We start from the raw sequence: 16189 nt of genomic DNA on the forward strand, positions 1-16189 counted from the left end.
GGCGCGACCTTAAAAGCGTCCCCGCAATGTCACGCCATAGGTACGCGGCTCGGCAAGAAACTGCGAGAACAGCTGGCGACCACCCGGATATTGCGGATCCTGGAACGCCGCGGTGGCAGCACCCTCCTGGAAGGGGGAGTTGAACGCCACCTGCGCATAATCCTGGTCGAAGATATTCTGCGCCCACAATTCGACCGACCAGGCTTCTTCACGACCACGCAGGCCGACACGCGCGTTGACCAAGGCAAACCCGTCCTGCGCTTTCTGGGGGAACAGGTCGGAGCCGGTGTTATAATCGCTGGTGACGCGCGTATCGACGTAGAACAGCGCCGACAGCCCTGAATTGCCGATCGGCGGGGTCCAGGCCGCCGATCCGGTCACCACCACTTCCGGCGCATTCGACAGATTGTTGCCCGGCAACCGCCGCAACGCCTGGTTCAGCGGCGCACCCGCGTTGTTGCCGACCAGATTGTCGCGGAATTTGGTATCGGCGTAGGTCAGGCCCCAGGACACGCGGAAATCGCGGATCGGCACCAGCGACGCCTCGACTTCCACACCCTGCGAGCGCACGCCATAGCCGACGTTATCGCCATTGCACGCGCCACTGGATGCCGCGGCGGCATTGTAGTTTGGCGCGGCGGGGAACTTGCTCTGATCGCGATCCGCTCCCCCCAGGCTGCTGCTACAGCCGTTGACATTCTGGACGATGAACACCGTACCGTCGAAGGTGTTTAGCTGGAAGCTGCTGAAATCCTGACGGAAACCCGCGACCGACAGACTGAACGGGCCAGTCGAGTATTTCGCGCCGATTTCGAACGCATGCACCGTCTCGGGATCGAACTGAAGATTGCGCACCAGCGCCTGAGCGCCGCCCAGCGACGCGAACGTCGTGGTGATCTGGCCCTGCGCGTTCGGCTGTAACGGCGCCTTCAGCGCGGAACGGTCAAAGTTGAAGCCGCCCGCCTTGTAGCCGCGCGAATAGCTGCCGTAGATCAGCAGGTCGTCGATCGGCTTCCACGACAGGATCGCGGTGCCAGTGAACTGATCTTCCTTGCGCGTATCGGAAATGCTGACACCGTTGAGCTCGGCGGTCGAATTCCCCTGACAGCCAAGGCCGATCAGTGCCTGCGCCAGCGCCCGGCGGGTGGCGAGTCCGGGGGTCGCCGCAATCTGCGCCGCGGTGATGTTCGCTTCATCGGTCAACGTCGACTGCAATGAGGTGCAGACCGTGTTGTCGTTGCCGAACGTCGCGAAGAAGCGTTTGCGCTCGTTGGTGTACCGCAGGCCCAGCGTCAGATCGACGGTCGGCAGCACATGGATGATATTGTGCGTGAACAGCGCCCAGCTCTGGCTGTTCTGATTGTATCGATCGGCGGTGGAGCCGAGATTGTTGAGGCCATCGAGCGTCTGGAAGCCCGCCGCGACGTCCGCTCCGCCGGCCGCGAGCAGCGTCGCCGGGCCGACGCCGGGCGCCACGCAGCCCGGGTTCGTCGGCGAATAGAGCGTGGCCAAACCGCCGCCCGAAATAATGCGGCAGGTGGCAAAGCGGCCATATTGGCTGCCGAACCGCAAATTGGAGCGTCCGCGATACTTCTCATCCATGTAGAAGCCGCCAACCAGCCAGTCGAGCTTGTCGTCGAACAGGCTGCCCTGCAGGCGGATTTCCTGCGTGAATGTCTTGAATTGCCGCGTGTTATTGCCGTCATTGGCATTGTACAGAATATCGACCGAACCATAATCGGTATCGGACCCCTGTGCGTTCGAATAGTCGCGATAGGCGGTGATCGAGGTCAGGTTAACGTCGCCCAGGTGCCAGTCGATCTGGCCGGACACGCCCCAATCCTCGGTCTTGCCATCATAGCCCCGCCCGCGCGATACCGAGACGTTGCGACTATATCCCTGATTGAACGCCCCGACATTCTGACCCAGGTCACGCAATACGTTGACCATATTATTGCCGGTGGCCAGCCCCGTGGTCAGCGGCGTAGCGGGCGTGTTCAACTGGCCGATATTTGGATTGACCGTCGGCCCGACGTAGATCGCGGCGCAGCACGCTTCCTTGCGATTGGTGTAATCGCCGATCAGGCGCAGGCTGAAATCGCTGGTCGGCTCCAGCAGCACCTGGCCACGCAGGAAGTATCGATCGCGGTCGTTGATCGTGCGATCGTTGGTGGGATCACGATAGAAACCGTCGCGCTTCACATAAACGCCGTCTAGCCGCGCCGCGATCTTTTCGGTGATCGGGCCGGTCACGCTGCCGGCCAGGCGAACGAAATCGAAATTGCCATAGGTCGCTTCGGCGGTGCCGCCGAAGGTGAAGCTCGGCTTCTTGCTGATGATGCTGATCAAGCCCGCCGACGAGTTACGGCCGCCGAGCGTGCCCTGCGGGCCGCGCAGCACCTCGACACGGTCGATCTCGCCCAACTCGTTCAGGCCGATGCCCGAACGCGATCGATATACGCCGTCGATGAAGACGACGACCGAGCTTTCGAGGCCGGGATTGTCACCGACCGTACCGATACCGCGAATACGCGGCGAGCCGTTCGCTTCCGATCCCGTCGACGATACCAACAGCGACGGCGCGAGCTGGTTGAGCTGGCGGATGTCGTTGGCGCCGGACAAGGCAAGGTTCTCGGCCGTGACGGCGGAGATCGCCACCGGCACGTCCGCCAGCGCCTGCGCGCGGCCCTGCGCGGTGACGACGATATCGGCGGTATCAAGAGCCTGTGCGTTGGCCGGCGCACCGCCCGAGTCAGTGGTTTGCGTGGTGTTCGCGTCAGTGGTCGCCTGCGCCTGCGCCGTAGTGGTGACGAAACACGCGGCCGCGCACGCAGCCATCAGCATGGATTTGGTCATCGCTCTCCCCTGCGGCCGGGGCGCTGACGTGGCCCCATACCGCGTCTTCGATGAAAGCGCGATTAAGCGCGCATTACAAGACAGAGAGACTGCGCTAATTTACGCGGCGCCCAAACCGTGCTTTCCAGGCCACGGTTGATCGGCGGTCGCGCCCGCCGCCCATGCGCCATGGCTAGGCGCAAGCCGGCGTGCCGGGAAAAGCGCCCTCGCGCTGCCGCCCGGCCGCCCCTTCGGACCCCGACCCTTATCAACATTGCATCGCCGGAGGACCGGCGCCTGCACTCAATAACCGTTGAGCTTACCAAAACGGTCGCGGTGATAGGCACTGTTGCCCCACATCACCTCGAGCACCGCCGCCCGCTTCAGATACAGGCCGGCGTCATATTCGTCGGTCATGCCGACCCCGCCATGCAATTGCACCATCTCGCGGCTGATCAGGCGCAGCGTTTCGCCCGCGGTCGCCTTGGCGAGGCTCACCGCCTGATCGAGGTCTGACCGCCCGGCGTCGATCGCTTCCAGCGCGCCCTCGACCGCCGACCGCATCAGTTGCAGCTCGGTGAACTGTTTCGCCATGCGATGTTGCAGGGCCTGAAATGTCGATAGCACCTGCCCGAACTGGACACGCTGTTTCAGGTAATCATTGGTTTGCTGGAACGCGCTTTCGGCCATGCCCAGCATCTCGGCACAGGTGATCGCGGTGGCGCGATCGACGATCTGCGCGGTCAGTTCCGGTCCACCCAGTCGCTCCGCCACCGCCTGTTGGAAGTGCACATCGGCGTGACTGCGCTCGTCCGCCATGTGGCGCGACGTCACCGTCACGCCCTCGCCCTTTGCCACCACATACAGGCCATCCGCCGCCGCGACGACGAAGACGTCCGCCGCATCCGCCTCGGCAACGAACGGTTTTGTGCCTGTCAGCTTTCCGCCGCTCACGGTGCTGCCGCCCAGCTTCATGTCGTGGAGAGGCCCTTCGTCCACCGCCAGTGTCGCCACCGCCTCACCCGACGCGAGCCTGGGCAACCACTGCTGCTTCGCGTTGTCAGAGCCGCTCATCGCGATCGCGGTCGCCGCGACCGCGATCGATGACAGCGGCGATGCGGTGAGATTGCGCCCGAGTTGTTCCACCACCAGCCCGAGCGACAGATAGCCGAACGCCGATCCGCCGAATTCTTCCGGCACCACGACGCCCGCCCAGCCCATCTGGCCGATCGCACCCCATGAATCGCGATCGAACCGCTCCGCCGGCGCCGCCGCGCGCATCTTGCGAAAGGCGGTAACGGGGCTTTCGTTGTCGGCCCATTCGCGCGCCATGTCGCGCAGCATCACCTGTTCGTCGTTGAGTAAAGCCATCTTCGTTCTCCCGTCATGGGGGTTACCGGGGAGGCGGCGCCACCGAAGGGCGACCGCCTCAACCCGGCCCTCTCCTGGCGTGCCGATCCATTGCCGGCACGCCTAGCTCGTCAGATATGTCCGTCCGATCTCACTGGTGATCGAGCATTCCCAGAATGCGCTTGGCGATCACGTTGTTCTGAATCTCGGACGAGCCGCCATAGATCGACACCGCCTTGCCCCACAGCCAGCTACGGGTCTGCGCCAGTTCGTCCTCGGTGAAGCCTTCGCCATCCCAGCCGAGGCCCTGCATCCCCATGATCTCGATATTCAGTTCGGCACGGTCCTGGGTGATGCGCGCGCCAACATTCTTCATCACGCTGGTCGCCGCCGACGGACCGGCATTGCCCTTTGCCTCCAGCGCGGCGCGGCGCAGCGTCAGGAAGAAGGCGCGCTGATCCATCTCATGCTTGATGATGCGCGTGCGCAAATCGGCATCGGCGATCTGGCCCGTATCGTCGGCGCCACGATATTTCTTCGCGAGCTCGGGCACGGTCTTCCCCGCATTCATACGCCCCGCCGAACCACCGCCGCCGGAAAGCGAGTTGCGCTCGTGCTGCAACAGCCGCGTACCGATCTCCCAGCCCTGTCCCTCGCGACCGACGAGATTTTCTTTCGGCACCGTCACGTTGGTGAAGAATGTCTCGCAGAAGGGCGACTGGCCGCTGATCAGGCGGATCGGTCGGGTCTCGACCCCCTCGGCATCCATGTCGATCAGCAGGAAGCTGATCCCGGCGTGTTTCTGCGACTTGTCGGTGCGCACCAGGGCGAAGCATTTGTCCGCCCATTGGCCGCCCGAGGTCCAGGTCTTCTGGCCATTGACGACGTAATGATCGCCCTTGTCCTCGGCGAAGGTCTGCAGCGATGCCAGATCGGATCCCGCGCCCGGTTCGGAATAGCCCTGGCACCAGCGCACCTCACCACGCGCGATCGACGGAATATGCTGCTGCTTCTGTTCCTCGGTGCCATATTCCAGCAGCGTCGGGCCGAACATCATCACGCCCATCCCGCCGATCGGGTTCCACGCCCCGACACGCGCCATCTCCTCCTGGAGGATCCGTGCCTCGGCGCGCGTCAACCCGCCACCGCCATATTCCTTCGGCCAGGTCGGCACGCCCCAGCCCTTCGCCCCCATCGCCTCGCGCCACGCGCGTTGCTCCGGCGTCTCCTCGGTCGGGCCGTCGATCGCCGACATCGCATTGTCTTTGTGACGCAGGCTTTCGGGGAAATTCGCTGCCAGCCAGGCGCGCGCCTCCTCTCGGAAATCGCTGCCGGCGGTATCAGGGCGCTCGGGATCGGCGAGGGTCGCCATGGCATCATTCTCCGCAACTACAGGTCAGGCCCACCGATTCTGAAGATCGGGTATGGTGCCCCTTCATCGCACGTTTGCGCGTCGATGCAAAGGGACAAGCATGCGGCGACATCCCGCCGGAACGCCTGCCGGGCTAGGCCTCGCGTCCCGGACGCCGACTCAGCCCGGTATCGAGGTGCGCTCCGGCATCCAGCAGCCATGTCTCGCCGGTGATCACCCGGCTCGCCGGGTCGAGCAGCATTTCGATCGGTCCGGCAATGTCGTCCGGGCCTGCCGCCATCGCCATCGGCGTGGCGCCCGCGATACGCTCGTTCAGCTTCGCGAAGCCTTCCTCCCCCAGCCGTTTTTCGAACCAGCCGGTGCCGACATAGCCCGGGGCGACGGCATTCACGCGGATCGCCGGCGCCAGCACCCGCGCGAGGCTCTTCGTCATCGTGATCAACGCGCCCTTCGATGCCGCATAGGCCACCGACGATCCGATGCCGAAAACCCCGGCGACACTGGCGACGTTGACGACCGCACCCATCGTGCTGGCGCGAAGATGCGGTGCACAGGCGCGGATCATCTGGAAGGGCGCGACCGTGTTGAGCTGATAGACATGATGGAAGTCCGCCGCCTCCAGCGCGTCGAGATCCTCGTGCGCCGCGAATTTGGTGCGACCGGCATTGTTGACGAGAAAGTCGATCCGGCCGCATTCGGCGATCGCCCGCGCCACCAGATCGCGGCAAGCGACATCCTCGACGATATCCGCCTGCACCGCCACCGCGCCCAGCCCGACCTCGTCCGCGAGCGCCTCGGCCTCGTCGCGGCTGGAGGCATAGTTGATCACGCAGCACACGCCGCGCGCCGCCAGCCGGCGAACCACCGCGGCACCGATCCCCGTCCCGCCCCCCGTCACGATCGCGACCGCGCCCTGCATCATCCGGCTCCTCCCTTTTTCGAAGATCGCGTATGGCATTCGCGAGGCCATTCGCCTAGCCATGCGGCCCATGATGACGATTGCCGACCTGCTCGACCGCCCTTTCGGCACGCTGCCCGACCTGATCCGCGTCCATGCCGCGCAGCAACCGGACAAGCCCGCGATCGCCGACGAAGCCACGCAGGTCGATTATCGCTCGCTCGATCGGCTGATGGATCGCGTCGCCGCCGCCCTGCAACGCGATGGCACCGCGCAGCGTCAGGCGGTCGCGTCGGTATCCTATCCCTCGGTCGCGCAGGCAGTGGTATTCCTTGGCACATTGCGCGCGGGATCGGTCGCCGCGCCAATCCAGCCCTCCGCCACGCCCGAGCAGATCGCCGGCATGATCGCCGACTCGGGCGCCGACATCGTCTTCCTCGATCGCGCCAATGCCGCTGCGCTGGCCGGACAGACGATCCGCGCGACGATCGTGATGCTGGACGAGCTGGACGAATGGCTGGCGCCGGAGGATGCGGCCCCCGCCCCGGTCGAGATCGCGCCTGAGGACGGTTTCAACATCATCTATTCCTCCGGCACCACCGGCGTGCCCAAGGGAATCGTGCAAAGCCATGCGATGCGCTGGCAGCATCTGTCGCGCAACAGCGCCGCCGGCTTCGACAGCGCGGTGACGTTGCTGTCCACGCCGCTCTATTCCAATACCACGCTGGTCAGTTTCCTGCCGACGCTCGCCTGGGGCGGCAGCGTCATATTAAAGAGCAAGTTCGATGCGCGGCGCTTCCTCGAACTGGCGCAGCAATACCGCGCCACGCACACGATGCTGGTGCCGGTGCAATATCAGCGCATCATGGCGCTGCCCGATTTCGACGCATTCGATCTGTCGGCGTTCCGCTTCAAGACCTGCACCTCGGCCCCCTTCCATCCCGACCTGAAGCGCGACGTCGTGGCGCGCTGGCCGGGCTTGCTGGTGGAATATTACGGCATGACCGAGGGGGGCGGCAGCTGCGCGCTGAATGCCAGCGAGCATCTGGACAAGCTACACACCGTCGGCCGCCCCCTGCCGGGCCACGATATCCGCCTGATCGATGACGACGGTCGGGAGGTTCCGCCGGGTGAAACCGGGGAGATCGTCGGCCGCTCGGCGGCGATGATGATCGGCTATCACGGGCGCAAGCAGGCGACCGCCGAAGCGACCTGGATCTCCCCCGAAGGGGACCGCTTCATCCGGCATGGCGATATCGGGCGGTTCGATGCCGACGGCTTTCTGGTGCTGATGGATCGCAAGAAGGACATGATCATCTCCGGCGGGTTCAATATCTATCCGTCGGATATCGAAGCGATGCTGGCGCGGCATCCGGCGGTGGCCGATTGCACCGTCGTCGGCGTGCCCAGCGAGCAATGGGGCGAAACGCCGGTCGGCTTTTACGTCCCGCGCGCCGATGCGACCGCCGACAGCGCGACCGTGCTGGCCGACACCAACGCCAGCCTGGGGAAGACGCAGCGGCTGTCCGCGCTATACGTCGCCGACGAGCTGCCGCGCAGCGCGATCGGCAAGGTGTTGAAGCGCGAACTGCGTGACCGCCTCGCCGCGGGCGCATTCGCCTGATCACATGACCGAAGGGGATATGATGACGAATCTGGCCGCGATCCTGAACGGGCTGGTGCCGCATGGCGATGGCGTCGGCTGGCGAGGGGAGATACCCGATAGCTGGCTGCAGGGCCGTACCGCTTTCGGCGGCCTGTCCACCGCGATGGCGCTGCATTGCGCGATGCGATCCGACGTCGATCTGCCGCCGCTACGCTCGGCACAGGTCAGCTTCATCGGCCCGCTCGCCGGCCCGGTGATGGTGACCGCGCATCGCCTGCGTCGGGGCAAGAATGCCGCCTTCATCCAGGCCGATGTGGAAAGCGAAGCGGGGCTCGGGCTGCGCGCCACCTTCGTTTTCATGCGCGCGATCGAGAGCGAGATCGATCACGAACATACCCCCCCTCCCGAATTCCCGCGGCCGGGCCCGCAGGACCAGACGTTCAAGGGCAATCCCCATGTCGCCTTCACGCGCCATTTCGAATTCCTCGATCGTCGCGAGGGGCCAAACCTGAAACCCGCCGAATGGCTGCGCTGGACACGCCTGAACGAACGTGACGGCCTGGACCCGATGGTGGAACTGATCGCGATCGGCGACTGCCTGCCGCCGGCGGCGCTGCGCATTCTGGGCCGCAACGTGCCGATGTCATCGCTGACCTGGATGTTCAACGTGCTCGGCCCGACGCCGACCACCGACGAAGGCTGGTGGCTGCTGCGCTCCGACGCCGACTATGCCCGCGCGGGAAGCTCGTCGCAGGTAATGGGGATCTGGAACGCGCGTGGCGAGAAGGTGGCGGAACAGATGCAGTCGGTCGCGATCTTCGGCTGATACAAATCGCGACAATTACGGCGACGATACGACACAAGGCCGCGACAGGCCGATCCTAGACAACGGACGAACGGCGGGAAGGCCCCGCCGCCGGTGCAAGGATAAGAGGACGATGAGGAAGATGATCCTGATCGCGGCGCTGGCCGCGACCGCGCTGGGTGGGACGACCGCCGCGATCGCGGGGCAAGTGTCGCCCGCCCCCGCCGACACGGCGAATACGCAGCCCCAGGCGCCGGATGACGGACCCGGCATGGGCGGCCCGCGTATGAATGGCCATTACATGGGCGGCCCTGGGGGCGGCATGATGATGCGCGCCGATGCCGATCACGATGGCGTCATTACCCGTGCCGAGGTGATCGCCGAGGCCGATCGCGCCTTCGCCGACATGGATGCCAATCACGACGGCAAGGTGACCCCCGACGAGCGCCGCGCCTTCCGCGATGCGCGTCGTGAACAGCGCGAAGCCCGCCACGCTGCGCGCCGCGACGGAGGGGAGATGCCACCCCCGCCGCCCCCCGGCGCCCGCCCTGACCGCGCCGCTCCGCCACCCCACGGCGGCGAAGACGGCATGCGCCGGGAGCGGACCGTGACGCAGGCGCAGTTCCGTGATCGCGCGCTTCGCCTGTTCGATCGCGTCGACACGAACCACGATGGCCGCGTCGACCAGCAAGAGCGCGAAGCCGCACGCATGCTGATGCGCGCGCGGATGATCGGGCCCAACGGCGATCGTTCGGGCGGTGCCACGCCCCCACCCCCGCCTCCGCCGGGTGCGCCCGACGCCAACTGACGCGATCCCGCGTCGACCGATACCGCCCCCGTGCCGCTGATCCGCGCGGGGGCGGCCCTCTTTCCCTCGAGGCCCAAGCTATGCCAAGCCCCGACGATATGGGCGAATCCCCTCACCTGCTGCTGGTCGATGACGAGCGCTCGATCCGAGAGCCGCTCGCGGTGTATCTGAGCAAGCAGAGTTTTCGCGTCACGCAGGCGGGCGATGCCGAATCGGCGCGCATGCGCATGGCGGCGTATGCGATCGATCTCGTCGTGCTGGACATCATGATGCCGGGCGAGGACGGGTTGTCGCTGTGCCGCCATATCCGGGCTACCAGCGAGATCCCGGTGATCCTGCTGACCGCCAAAAGCGAAGAGACCGACCGGATCGTCGGCCTCGAAATGGGCGCGGACGATTATGTCGTGAAGCCCTTTTCACCGCGCGAACTGGCGGCGCGGATCAAGACGGTGCTGCGCCGGGCGACCGGCGGCGGAGGGTTGCGCCAGCATGCGCCCGAAAGCGGCTCGTTCGCCTTCGCCAGCTGGGTGCTGAAGACCGGGGAACGTGCGCTGATCGATCGCGAGGGCGTGTCGGTGCCGTTATCGACCGGCGAATATAATCTGCTGCTGGCGCTGGTGCAGCGGCCGCGACAAGTGCTTACCCGAGACCAGTTGCTCGACCTGACGCAGGGGCGCGAAGCCGCGGCCTTCGATCGCGCGATCGACAATCAGGTCAGCCGGCTGCGCCGCAAGATCGAAGCCGATCCGAAGAATCCGGACATCATCAAGACGGTATGGGGCGGTGGCTATGCACTATCCACCGACGTCACCCGCCTGTGACGCCCGACCGATGACGCTTCAGCGATGAAGGCGAGGCGCATGCCGTGGCCGCGCAGCCTGGCGGGGCAGATGGCGTTGCTGGTCGCGCTGACGCTCTTCGTCGCGCAGGCGATCAACCTCGCGCTGATCCTGCGCGACCGTGCCGCCTTTCGCGTCTCGCAGGCGACTCGCCCCGCCACCGCGCGGATCGCCGACGCGCTCGATCGCGAGGCCGCGGGGCGGCATCTGTCGAAGGATCGCGGGCGTGTCCGCCTCGCCGATCGCTCGCCACTCACGCCGGGGATGGAGCCGCAGCCGGAACTGGCGCGCGAATTGTCGCAGCAGCTCGGCGAGGTAGGGGTTGCCCGTCGCAAGGTGGAAGTGGCGATCGCCCGCCCGGATCAATTCCGTCTGCAGCCGACCCGTATCGAGCGACGGCTGGCCCGCCACGACGATGGCCCGTTGCCTGACACGGTCGTGATCGCGGTCGAGCAACCCAACGGCCGCTGGCTGGTGACCAGCAGCCCCTGGTCACGGGGCGATGGACGACTGTTCTGGCGGCTGCTCGCGCAGACCCTGATCCTCTACGCCGCGCTGCTGTTGCCGGTGCTGTGGATCGCGCGGCGCATTTCGCGCCCGCTCCGTGAACTGGCGCGCGCGGCGCGGGACTATGCCCCCGCCGTCCCAACGCCACCGCTGCCGCTGCACGGCCCGCCGGACGTGCAGGCGGTGATCGCCGCCTTCAACGCGCTGCGCCTGCGCGTCACCGCGATGCTGGACGAGAAAGACCGCATGCTGGGTGCGATCGGGCACGATCTGCGCACCCCGCTGGCGGCGCTGCGCGTGCGGATCGAGTCGGTCGAGGACGAACAGGATCGTGCACGCATGGCGGACGTCATCACCGAGATGAACCGGACGCTCGACGACATCCTCTCCCTGGCCCGGCTCGGCCGCCCCAGCGAGCCGGTGACCGACATTGATCTCGCCGCATTGGTGGATGCCGTGGTCGAGGATTTCCGCGATCTGGGCAGCCCGGTTTCCTTTGAAGAGAGCGCCCGCCTTCGCATGCGGCTGCGCCCGTCGCTGATGCGCCGCGCGATCCGCAACCTGATCGAGAATGCGGTAAAGTTCGGCGGCTCGGCGGACGTGTCGCTCGACGTTGGCACGACCAGCGCCGCGATCGTCGTCAACGACAATGGCCCCGGCATTCCGGAAGCTCAGATGCAGGACGTCTTCACGCCGTTCACGCGACTGGAAACGTCGCGCAACCGGGATACCGGCGGGATCGGCCTGGGGTTGGCACTCGCCCGCGCGATCGTGCACGAAGCAGGGGGCGATATCGCCCTGAGCAACCGTCCGGAAGGCGGGCTGTCGGCGCGCATCGTCCTGCCGCGCTGATCCCGATCACCAGCGGGTGTCGACCGGCCGGACCCCGCGATATTCGTCGATGCGCCGCCGTGTCGCGGCGGAAAGCGTGGCCGGCAGCGCGTCCAGCGCGGCGAAACGCGCCTCCGCGATCTCCCGTCCATCGGCCGTCGGCAGATCATCGCTCACCGCATGGAAAAGATACACCGTATCGCGCCGGCCTTCCGTTCGCGCTTCGTAACACGCGAACAGCGTCACCTCGTCCAACCGACAGCCGGTCTCTTCCGCCACCTCGCGCACCGCGGCGGCGGCCGGCGTTTCGCGCCGCGCTATCCCACCGCCGGGCAGCATGAGCAGGTCGGTACGCCCATAATGGTGCCGCACCAGCAGGATTCGCCCGGCCGGATCGAACACCATCACCTTCACGCCGCGCGTCCGCCAGCGCAGCCACGCCAGCACGCGGCGCCTCACGCCATAGCCAAGCTGTCGAAGACGGATCACCCGCCGGGGCTACCCCTTGCGTCGCGCCGTGTCACCGGCGAAAGCCGGCGCGCAAGGGGGCTGACGATGTCGATTCTTTCCGACCGCTGGATTCGCGAGCGCGCGATCGCCGATCACATGATCGAGCCGTTCGTGGAGGCGCAGCGGCGCGACGGCTGCATCAGCTACGGCCTGTCGAGCTACGGCTATGACGCGCGGGTTGCGGACGAGTTCAAGATTTTCACCAACGTCGACAATGCCGTCGTCGATCCGAAGGATTTTGCCGCCAATAGCTTCGTCGATCGCAAGACCGACGTGTGCATCATCCCGCCGAACAGCTTCGCGCTGGCTCGCACGGTGGAATATTTTCGCGTACCTCGCGACGTGCTGGTGATCTGTCTGGGCAAGTCGACCTACGCGCGCTGCGGGATCATCGTGAACGTCACCCCGCTGGAGCCCGGCTGGGAGGGGCATGTGACGCTCGAATTCTCCAACACCACCCCGCTGCCGGCCCGCATCTATGCCAATGAGGGGGCTTGCCAGTTCCTGTTCCTGCAAGGGAACGAACCGTGCGAGATCAGCTACGCGGATCGCGCGGGGAAATATATGGGGCAACGCGGCGTCACCCTGCCACGACTGTAATACCGGCTCCCCCCGCGGCTTCCATCACCCCATGCCGGACCGGGAGACATGCGGGCGGCGCCGTGCCGCCGCCCGCATTGCCATCGCGTTATCGGGCGGCGACCGACGCCGACAGTCGCGAGAGACCGCGCTCCGCCACCACATGCGATGATTCCACCGTCCCGCTGGGCATGTCCAGGGCGACCGACGCCCGGCTCAGTACGTCCTGATACAGCGCGCGCGCCTGCGCCACGCGGTCGGTACGCGCATAGATAGCGGCGAGGTTGAGCATCAGTTCGGGACGATCCGGGAAGATCGCCCGCTCCGCGTTGATCTTCGCTTCGGCGCTGGCGAGACTGCCAGTGGCGATCGCCTGATACCCCGTGCGATCCTGCGCCGCGGCCGATCCCGCCACCAGCACCACTGCCACAGCAGCGATTCGATAGATGCTCTTCTGCATCGCCTTCTCCTGTTTTTTACCTCCGCATGACGCATTGGTTACGTTTTGATGACACTAACGTGTCACTTTGACGACAGGGTGTAAAGCGGCAATCGCACAAACGAAAACGGGCGGCCCGCGGGCCGCCCGTGCATTCACATCCCTCACCGGCACGCGGCCGGCGACAGGATCCTAGAAGTCGCGGTAATATTGCTCGTTGCCGACGAAGCCGAGCTTGGTGATGTTCGACCGCTTGATCTCGGCCAGCGTCTTGTCGACGACCTCATAGCGCGTCGCCGCGTCCGGCTGGAACTGCAGTTCCGGCTCGGGGTTCATCGCGGCCGACTGATCGAGATACTGGCGCAGCAGCGTCGGGCTCACCGGCGCGCCATTCCAGGTCACGGTCCCGGAGACGTCGATCGCGATCTTGTTCTTGATCGGGTCGACCGGCGGCTTGCGCGCATTCGGGTCGTTGACCGGCAGGTCGACCTTCACCGCGTGGGTCTGGATCGGAATGGTGATGATGAACATGATCAGCAGCACGAGCATGACGTCGATCAACGGCGTCGTGTTCATGTCCATCATCGGCTCGCCGTCGTCGCGGCCTGCACTCATTGCCATGTGCGGTTACTCCTTGATGGCCGCGTCAGAGACGGTTCGAATCTTCGCCGGGGGGCGGTTCGGAGATGAAGCCCACCTTGGCGAAGCCCGCCATCTGCATGTTGTAGATCGCACCCGCGACACACCGCCACGGCACCGCCACGTCGCCGCGGACATGCGCCTCGGGCAATTCGAGGTCGGGATTACCCACACCGCCCTGACGATCGATCTCGGTCTTCAGCTTGGCGACCGCACGATCCAGCAGCTCCTGCTGCGTCACGCGGGTAAGGCCCCAATAGACCGCACAAGTGCCGTCCGGCGCCGCAGTGATCGAGAGCGAGACGTTCTCGGGCTTCGTGGTCGTCGGATCGAACCGCACGTCGGGCAGCTTCAGCTTCACCGACTGCACCACGACCGGAACCGCGATCAGGAAGATGATGAGCAGAACCAGCATAACGTCCACGAGGGGCGTCGTGTTGATGTCCGACATCGGTTTTTCGTCAGCGGAGTCCCCGCCTACGCTCATCGCCATGGATCAGGCTTTCCTATTCCTTCGTTCCGCCGCGCCCTTCCCCATCGGATCGACCGGGAGGGGCGGCGGCAGGTGATGAACGAGGCCGCCACGACGGCGGCCCCGCATACCCCTTTGTCTTACGAGCGAGTCTGCACGCCGCCGGTCTGACCGGCCGTCGTGGTCGCCGTCGTCGGCTTCACGGGCGCCTTCGGAGCGGCACCGCTGGCGATCGCCGGGCGAACCGCGCCGTTCGAGGCGAGGAAGCCGAGCACGTCGTTCGAGAACGCCGACAGGTCTTCCGCGATCGCCTTGTTACGACGCTGCAGCCAGTTGTACGCCAGCACCGCCGGCACCGCAACGACGAGGCCGAGCGCGGTCATGATGAGCGCCTCACCGACCGGGCCGGCGACCGCGTCGATCGACGCCTGACCGGCCGCGCCGATCTTGATCAGCGCGCGGTAGATGCCGATAACCGTACCGAACAGGCCGATGAACGGCGAGGTCGCGCCGACCGTCGCGAGGAAGGCCAGGCCACCGCCCAGCTTCGAGTTGATCGCGGCTTCCGAACGCGCCAGCGAGCCGTGCAGCCAGTCGTGCGCTTCGACCGGATCGGTCAGCTTCGAATGCTGCTCCTGCGCCGCCAGGCCGTCATCGACCAGCTGCTTGTACGCGGAGTTCTTCTCCAGCTTCGCCGAGCCCTCACGCAGCGAGGTGCTGTTCCAGAAGTTCGAGCGCACGCGCTTGGCCTGGTTGATGATCTTCTGCTGCTCGAAGAGCTTCGAGAACAGGATGTAGAAGCTGACGATCGACATGATCACCAGGATGGTGAACACGGTCTGCGAGATCAGGCCGCCCTCGCGGAGCGCCGGGATCAGGCCGTAGGGGTTGTCGCCCTTGGCGGCGGCCGGCGCCGCTGCGGCGAGAATGGTGGTGATCATTTAGGTCTGGTCCTCTGACTGGATAAGTGGGTCGTTTTAGGTCGATCGGTTACGCAGCGATCAGTTTTGCGGCAGCCTCCAGACCACGCGGCGCGATTGCGTCGTCGCGATCGGGTTGCCGGCAGCATCGGTCGCCGGCGAATAACGCCCGCGCCGTGTCAGTGCACGGCACGCGGCCTGATCGAGCGCAGACGAGCCACTCGATTGGGTCACACGGCAATTCTCGACACGCCCCTGGGTATTGATGGTCCAGGTGATCGACGTCGTGCCTTCTTCCTCCGCGCGGATCGAGCTGGGCGGATAATCGTCCTGCGTGATCCAGTCGGCCGGATTGCCCTTTGCACCTGCAGCCTTGCTGACCACCGGCGGAGCCGGAGGCGCGGGCGGCGGCGGAGCAGGCGGCGCGACGATCGGCGACGGCGTATAAACCGGCGGCGGCGTCGGCACGGACTGAATCGTCACCGGCGGCGGGTTGGGGTTCTGGACGATCGGCGGCGGCGACACGACCGGCGGCGGCGTCATCGGGACGTCCGGCGGCGGGGGCGGCGGCTCTTCCGGCGGCGGGGGCGGTGGCTCTTCCACGTCGAACGTGTTCAGCTTCTCGACCTGCTTCTTGACGAAGTTGGTCGCGAGGCCGGTCACGAAGGCATAGCCGAGAGCGACGTGAATCAGCGCGACGATTACCAGCGCGCCGATCTTGCCTCCGCTCATCTTCTGGTCAGAATAGGCCATTCAGCAACGAAACTCCCTCATCCTGC

At 65.9% G+C, this 16189-nt stretch carries 16 protein-coding genes; 6 read left to right on the forward strand and 10 right to left on the reverse strand.

Annotated elements, in window-relative coordinates; all coding sequences use genetic code 11:
- Nucleotides 1-9 precede the first annotated feature (9 nt).
- The 4 genes from ACFDSW_RS08460 to ACFDSW_RS08475 form a co-directional block, all read right to left on the reverse strand.
- Nucleotides 10-2856: a TonB-dependent receptor gene (locus ACFDSW_RS08460; protein ID WP_375249848.1), complete on the reverse strand. Its 2847-nt coding sequence runs from the start codon at nucleotides 2854-2856 to the stop codon at nucleotides 10-12.
- A gap of 282 nt (nucleotides 2857-3138) precedes the next feature.
- Nucleotides 3139-4206 (reverse strand): acyl-CoA dehydrogenase family protein, encoded by a 1068-nt coding sequence (locus ACFDSW_RS08465; protein ID WP_375249849.1) that lies wholly within the window; start codon nucleotides 4204-4206, stop codon nucleotides 3139-3141.
- A 130-nt stretch (nucleotides 4207-4336) separates the two neighbouring features.
- The gene (locus ACFDSW_RS08470; protein ID WP_375249850.1) at nucleotides 4337-5557 is read right to left on the reverse strand and encodes an acyl-CoA dehydrogenase family protein; all 1221 of its coding nucleotides are present in this window, start codon (nucleotides 5555-5557) and stop codon (nucleotides 4337-4339) included.
- 133 nt (nucleotides 5558-5690) lie between these two features.
- Nucleotides 5691-6479, reverse strand: coding sequence for an SDR family NAD(P)-dependent oxidoreductase (locus ACFDSW_RS08475; RefSeq protein WP_375249851.1), 789 nt, complete (start codon nucleotides 6477-6479; stop codon nucleotides 5691-5693).
- Nucleotides 6480-6549: 70 nt separating this feature from the next.
- Here ACFDSW_RS08475 and ACFDSW_RS08480 point away from each other — a divergent pair, with 70 nt between their 5' ends.
- The 5 genes from ACFDSW_RS08480 (at nucleotide 6550) to ACFDSW_RS08500 (ending at nucleotide 11872) form a co-directional block, all read left to right on the forward strand.
- Nucleotides 6550-8079: a class I adenylate-forming enzyme family protein gene (locus ACFDSW_RS08480; RefSeq protein ID WP_375249863.1), complete on the forward strand. Its 1530-nt coding sequence runs from the start codon at nucleotides 6550-6552 to the stop codon at nucleotides 8077-8079.
- Between the two features lie 19 nt (nucleotides 8080-8098).
- The gene (locus ACFDSW_RS08485; RefSeq protein WP_375249852.1) at nucleotides 8099-8887 is read left to right on the forward strand and encodes a thioesterase family protein; all 789 of its coding nucleotides are present in this window, start codon (nucleotides 8099-8101) and stop codon (nucleotides 8885-8887) included.
- Between the two features lie 112 nt (nucleotides 8888-8999).
- Entirely contained in the window at nucleotides 9000-9674 is a 675-nt protein-coding gene (locus ACFDSW_RS08490) for a hypothetical protein (protein WP_375249853.1), read from the forward strand.
- A gap of 98 nt (nucleotides 9675-9772) precedes the next feature.
- Nucleotides 9773-10495 carry a response regulator gene (locus ACFDSW_RS08495; RefSeq protein WP_375249854.1) on the forward strand — a complete coding sequence of 241 codons (723 nt, stop codon included), beginning with the start codon at nucleotides 9773-9775 and terminating at the stop codon, nucleotides 10493-10495.
- 39 nt (nucleotides 10496-10534) lie between these two features.
- Entirely contained in the window at nucleotides 10535-11872 is a 1338-nt protein-coding gene (locus ACFDSW_RS08500; RefSeq protein WP_375249855.1) for an ATP-binding protein, read from the forward strand.
- 6 nt (nucleotides 11873-11878) lie between these two features.
- Here ACFDSW_RS08500 and ACFDSW_RS08505 read toward each other — a convergent pair whose 3' ends face one another.
- Nucleotides 11879-12340, reverse strand: a complete 462-nt coding sequence (locus tag ACFDSW_RS08505) for an NUDIX domain-containing protein (RefSeq protein ID WP_375249856.1) — start codon at nucleotides 12338-12340, stop codon at nucleotides 11879-11881.
- Between the two features lie 66 nt (nucleotides 12341-12406).
- On the opposite strand from ACFDSW_RS08505, the gene dcd reads away from it, so the two are divergent.
- Nucleotides 12407-12961 carry a dCTP deaminase gene (dcd, locus tag ACFDSW_RS08510; protein WP_375249857.1) on the forward strand — a complete coding sequence of 185 codons (555 nt, stop codon included), beginning with the start codon at nucleotides 12407-12409 and terminating at the stop codon, nucleotides 12959-12961.
- An 88-nt stretch (nucleotides 12962-13049) separates the two neighbouring features.
- On the opposite strand, the gene ACFDSW_RS08515 is transcribed toward dcd, so the two are convergent.
- The 5 genes from ACFDSW_RS08515 to ACFDSW_RS08535 form a co-directional block, all read right to left on the reverse strand.
- Entirely contained in the window at nucleotides 13050-13400 is a 351-nt protein-coding gene (locus ACFDSW_RS08515; RefSeq protein WP_375249858.1) for a tetratricopeptide repeat protein, read from the reverse strand.
- A gap of 171 nt (nucleotides 13401-13571) precedes the next feature.
- Entirely contained in the window at nucleotides 13572-14000 is a 429-nt protein-coding gene (locus tag ACFDSW_RS08520; protein ID WP_375249859.1) for an ExbD/TolR family protein, read from the reverse strand.
- A gap of 25 nt (nucleotides 14001-14025) precedes the next feature.
- On the reverse strand, nucleotides 14026-14511 hold the full coding sequence (locus tag ACFDSW_RS08525) for an ExbD/TolR family protein (protein WP_375249860.1): 486 nt from the start codon (nucleotides 14509-14511) through the stop codon (nucleotides 14026-14028).
- 119 nt (nucleotides 14512-14630) lie between these two features.
- Nucleotides 14631-15431, reverse strand: coding sequence for a MotA/TolQ/ExbB proton channel family protein (locus ACFDSW_RS08530; protein ID WP_375249861.1), 801 nt, complete (start codon nucleotides 15429-15431; stop codon nucleotides 14631-14633).
- Nucleotides 15432-15491: 60 nt separating this feature from the next.
- A complete protein-coding gene (locus ACFDSW_RS08535) occupies nucleotides 15492-16163 on the reverse strand; it encodes an energy transducer TonB (protein WP_375249862.1) in 672 nt (223 codons plus the stop codon).
- Nucleotides 16164-16189 lie beyond the last annotated feature (26 nt).

Source organism: Sphingomonas sp. (genome assembly GCF_042091075.1).
Lineage (GTDB): Bacteria > Pseudomonadota > Alphaproteobacteria > Sphingomonadales > Sphingomonadaceae > Sphingomonas.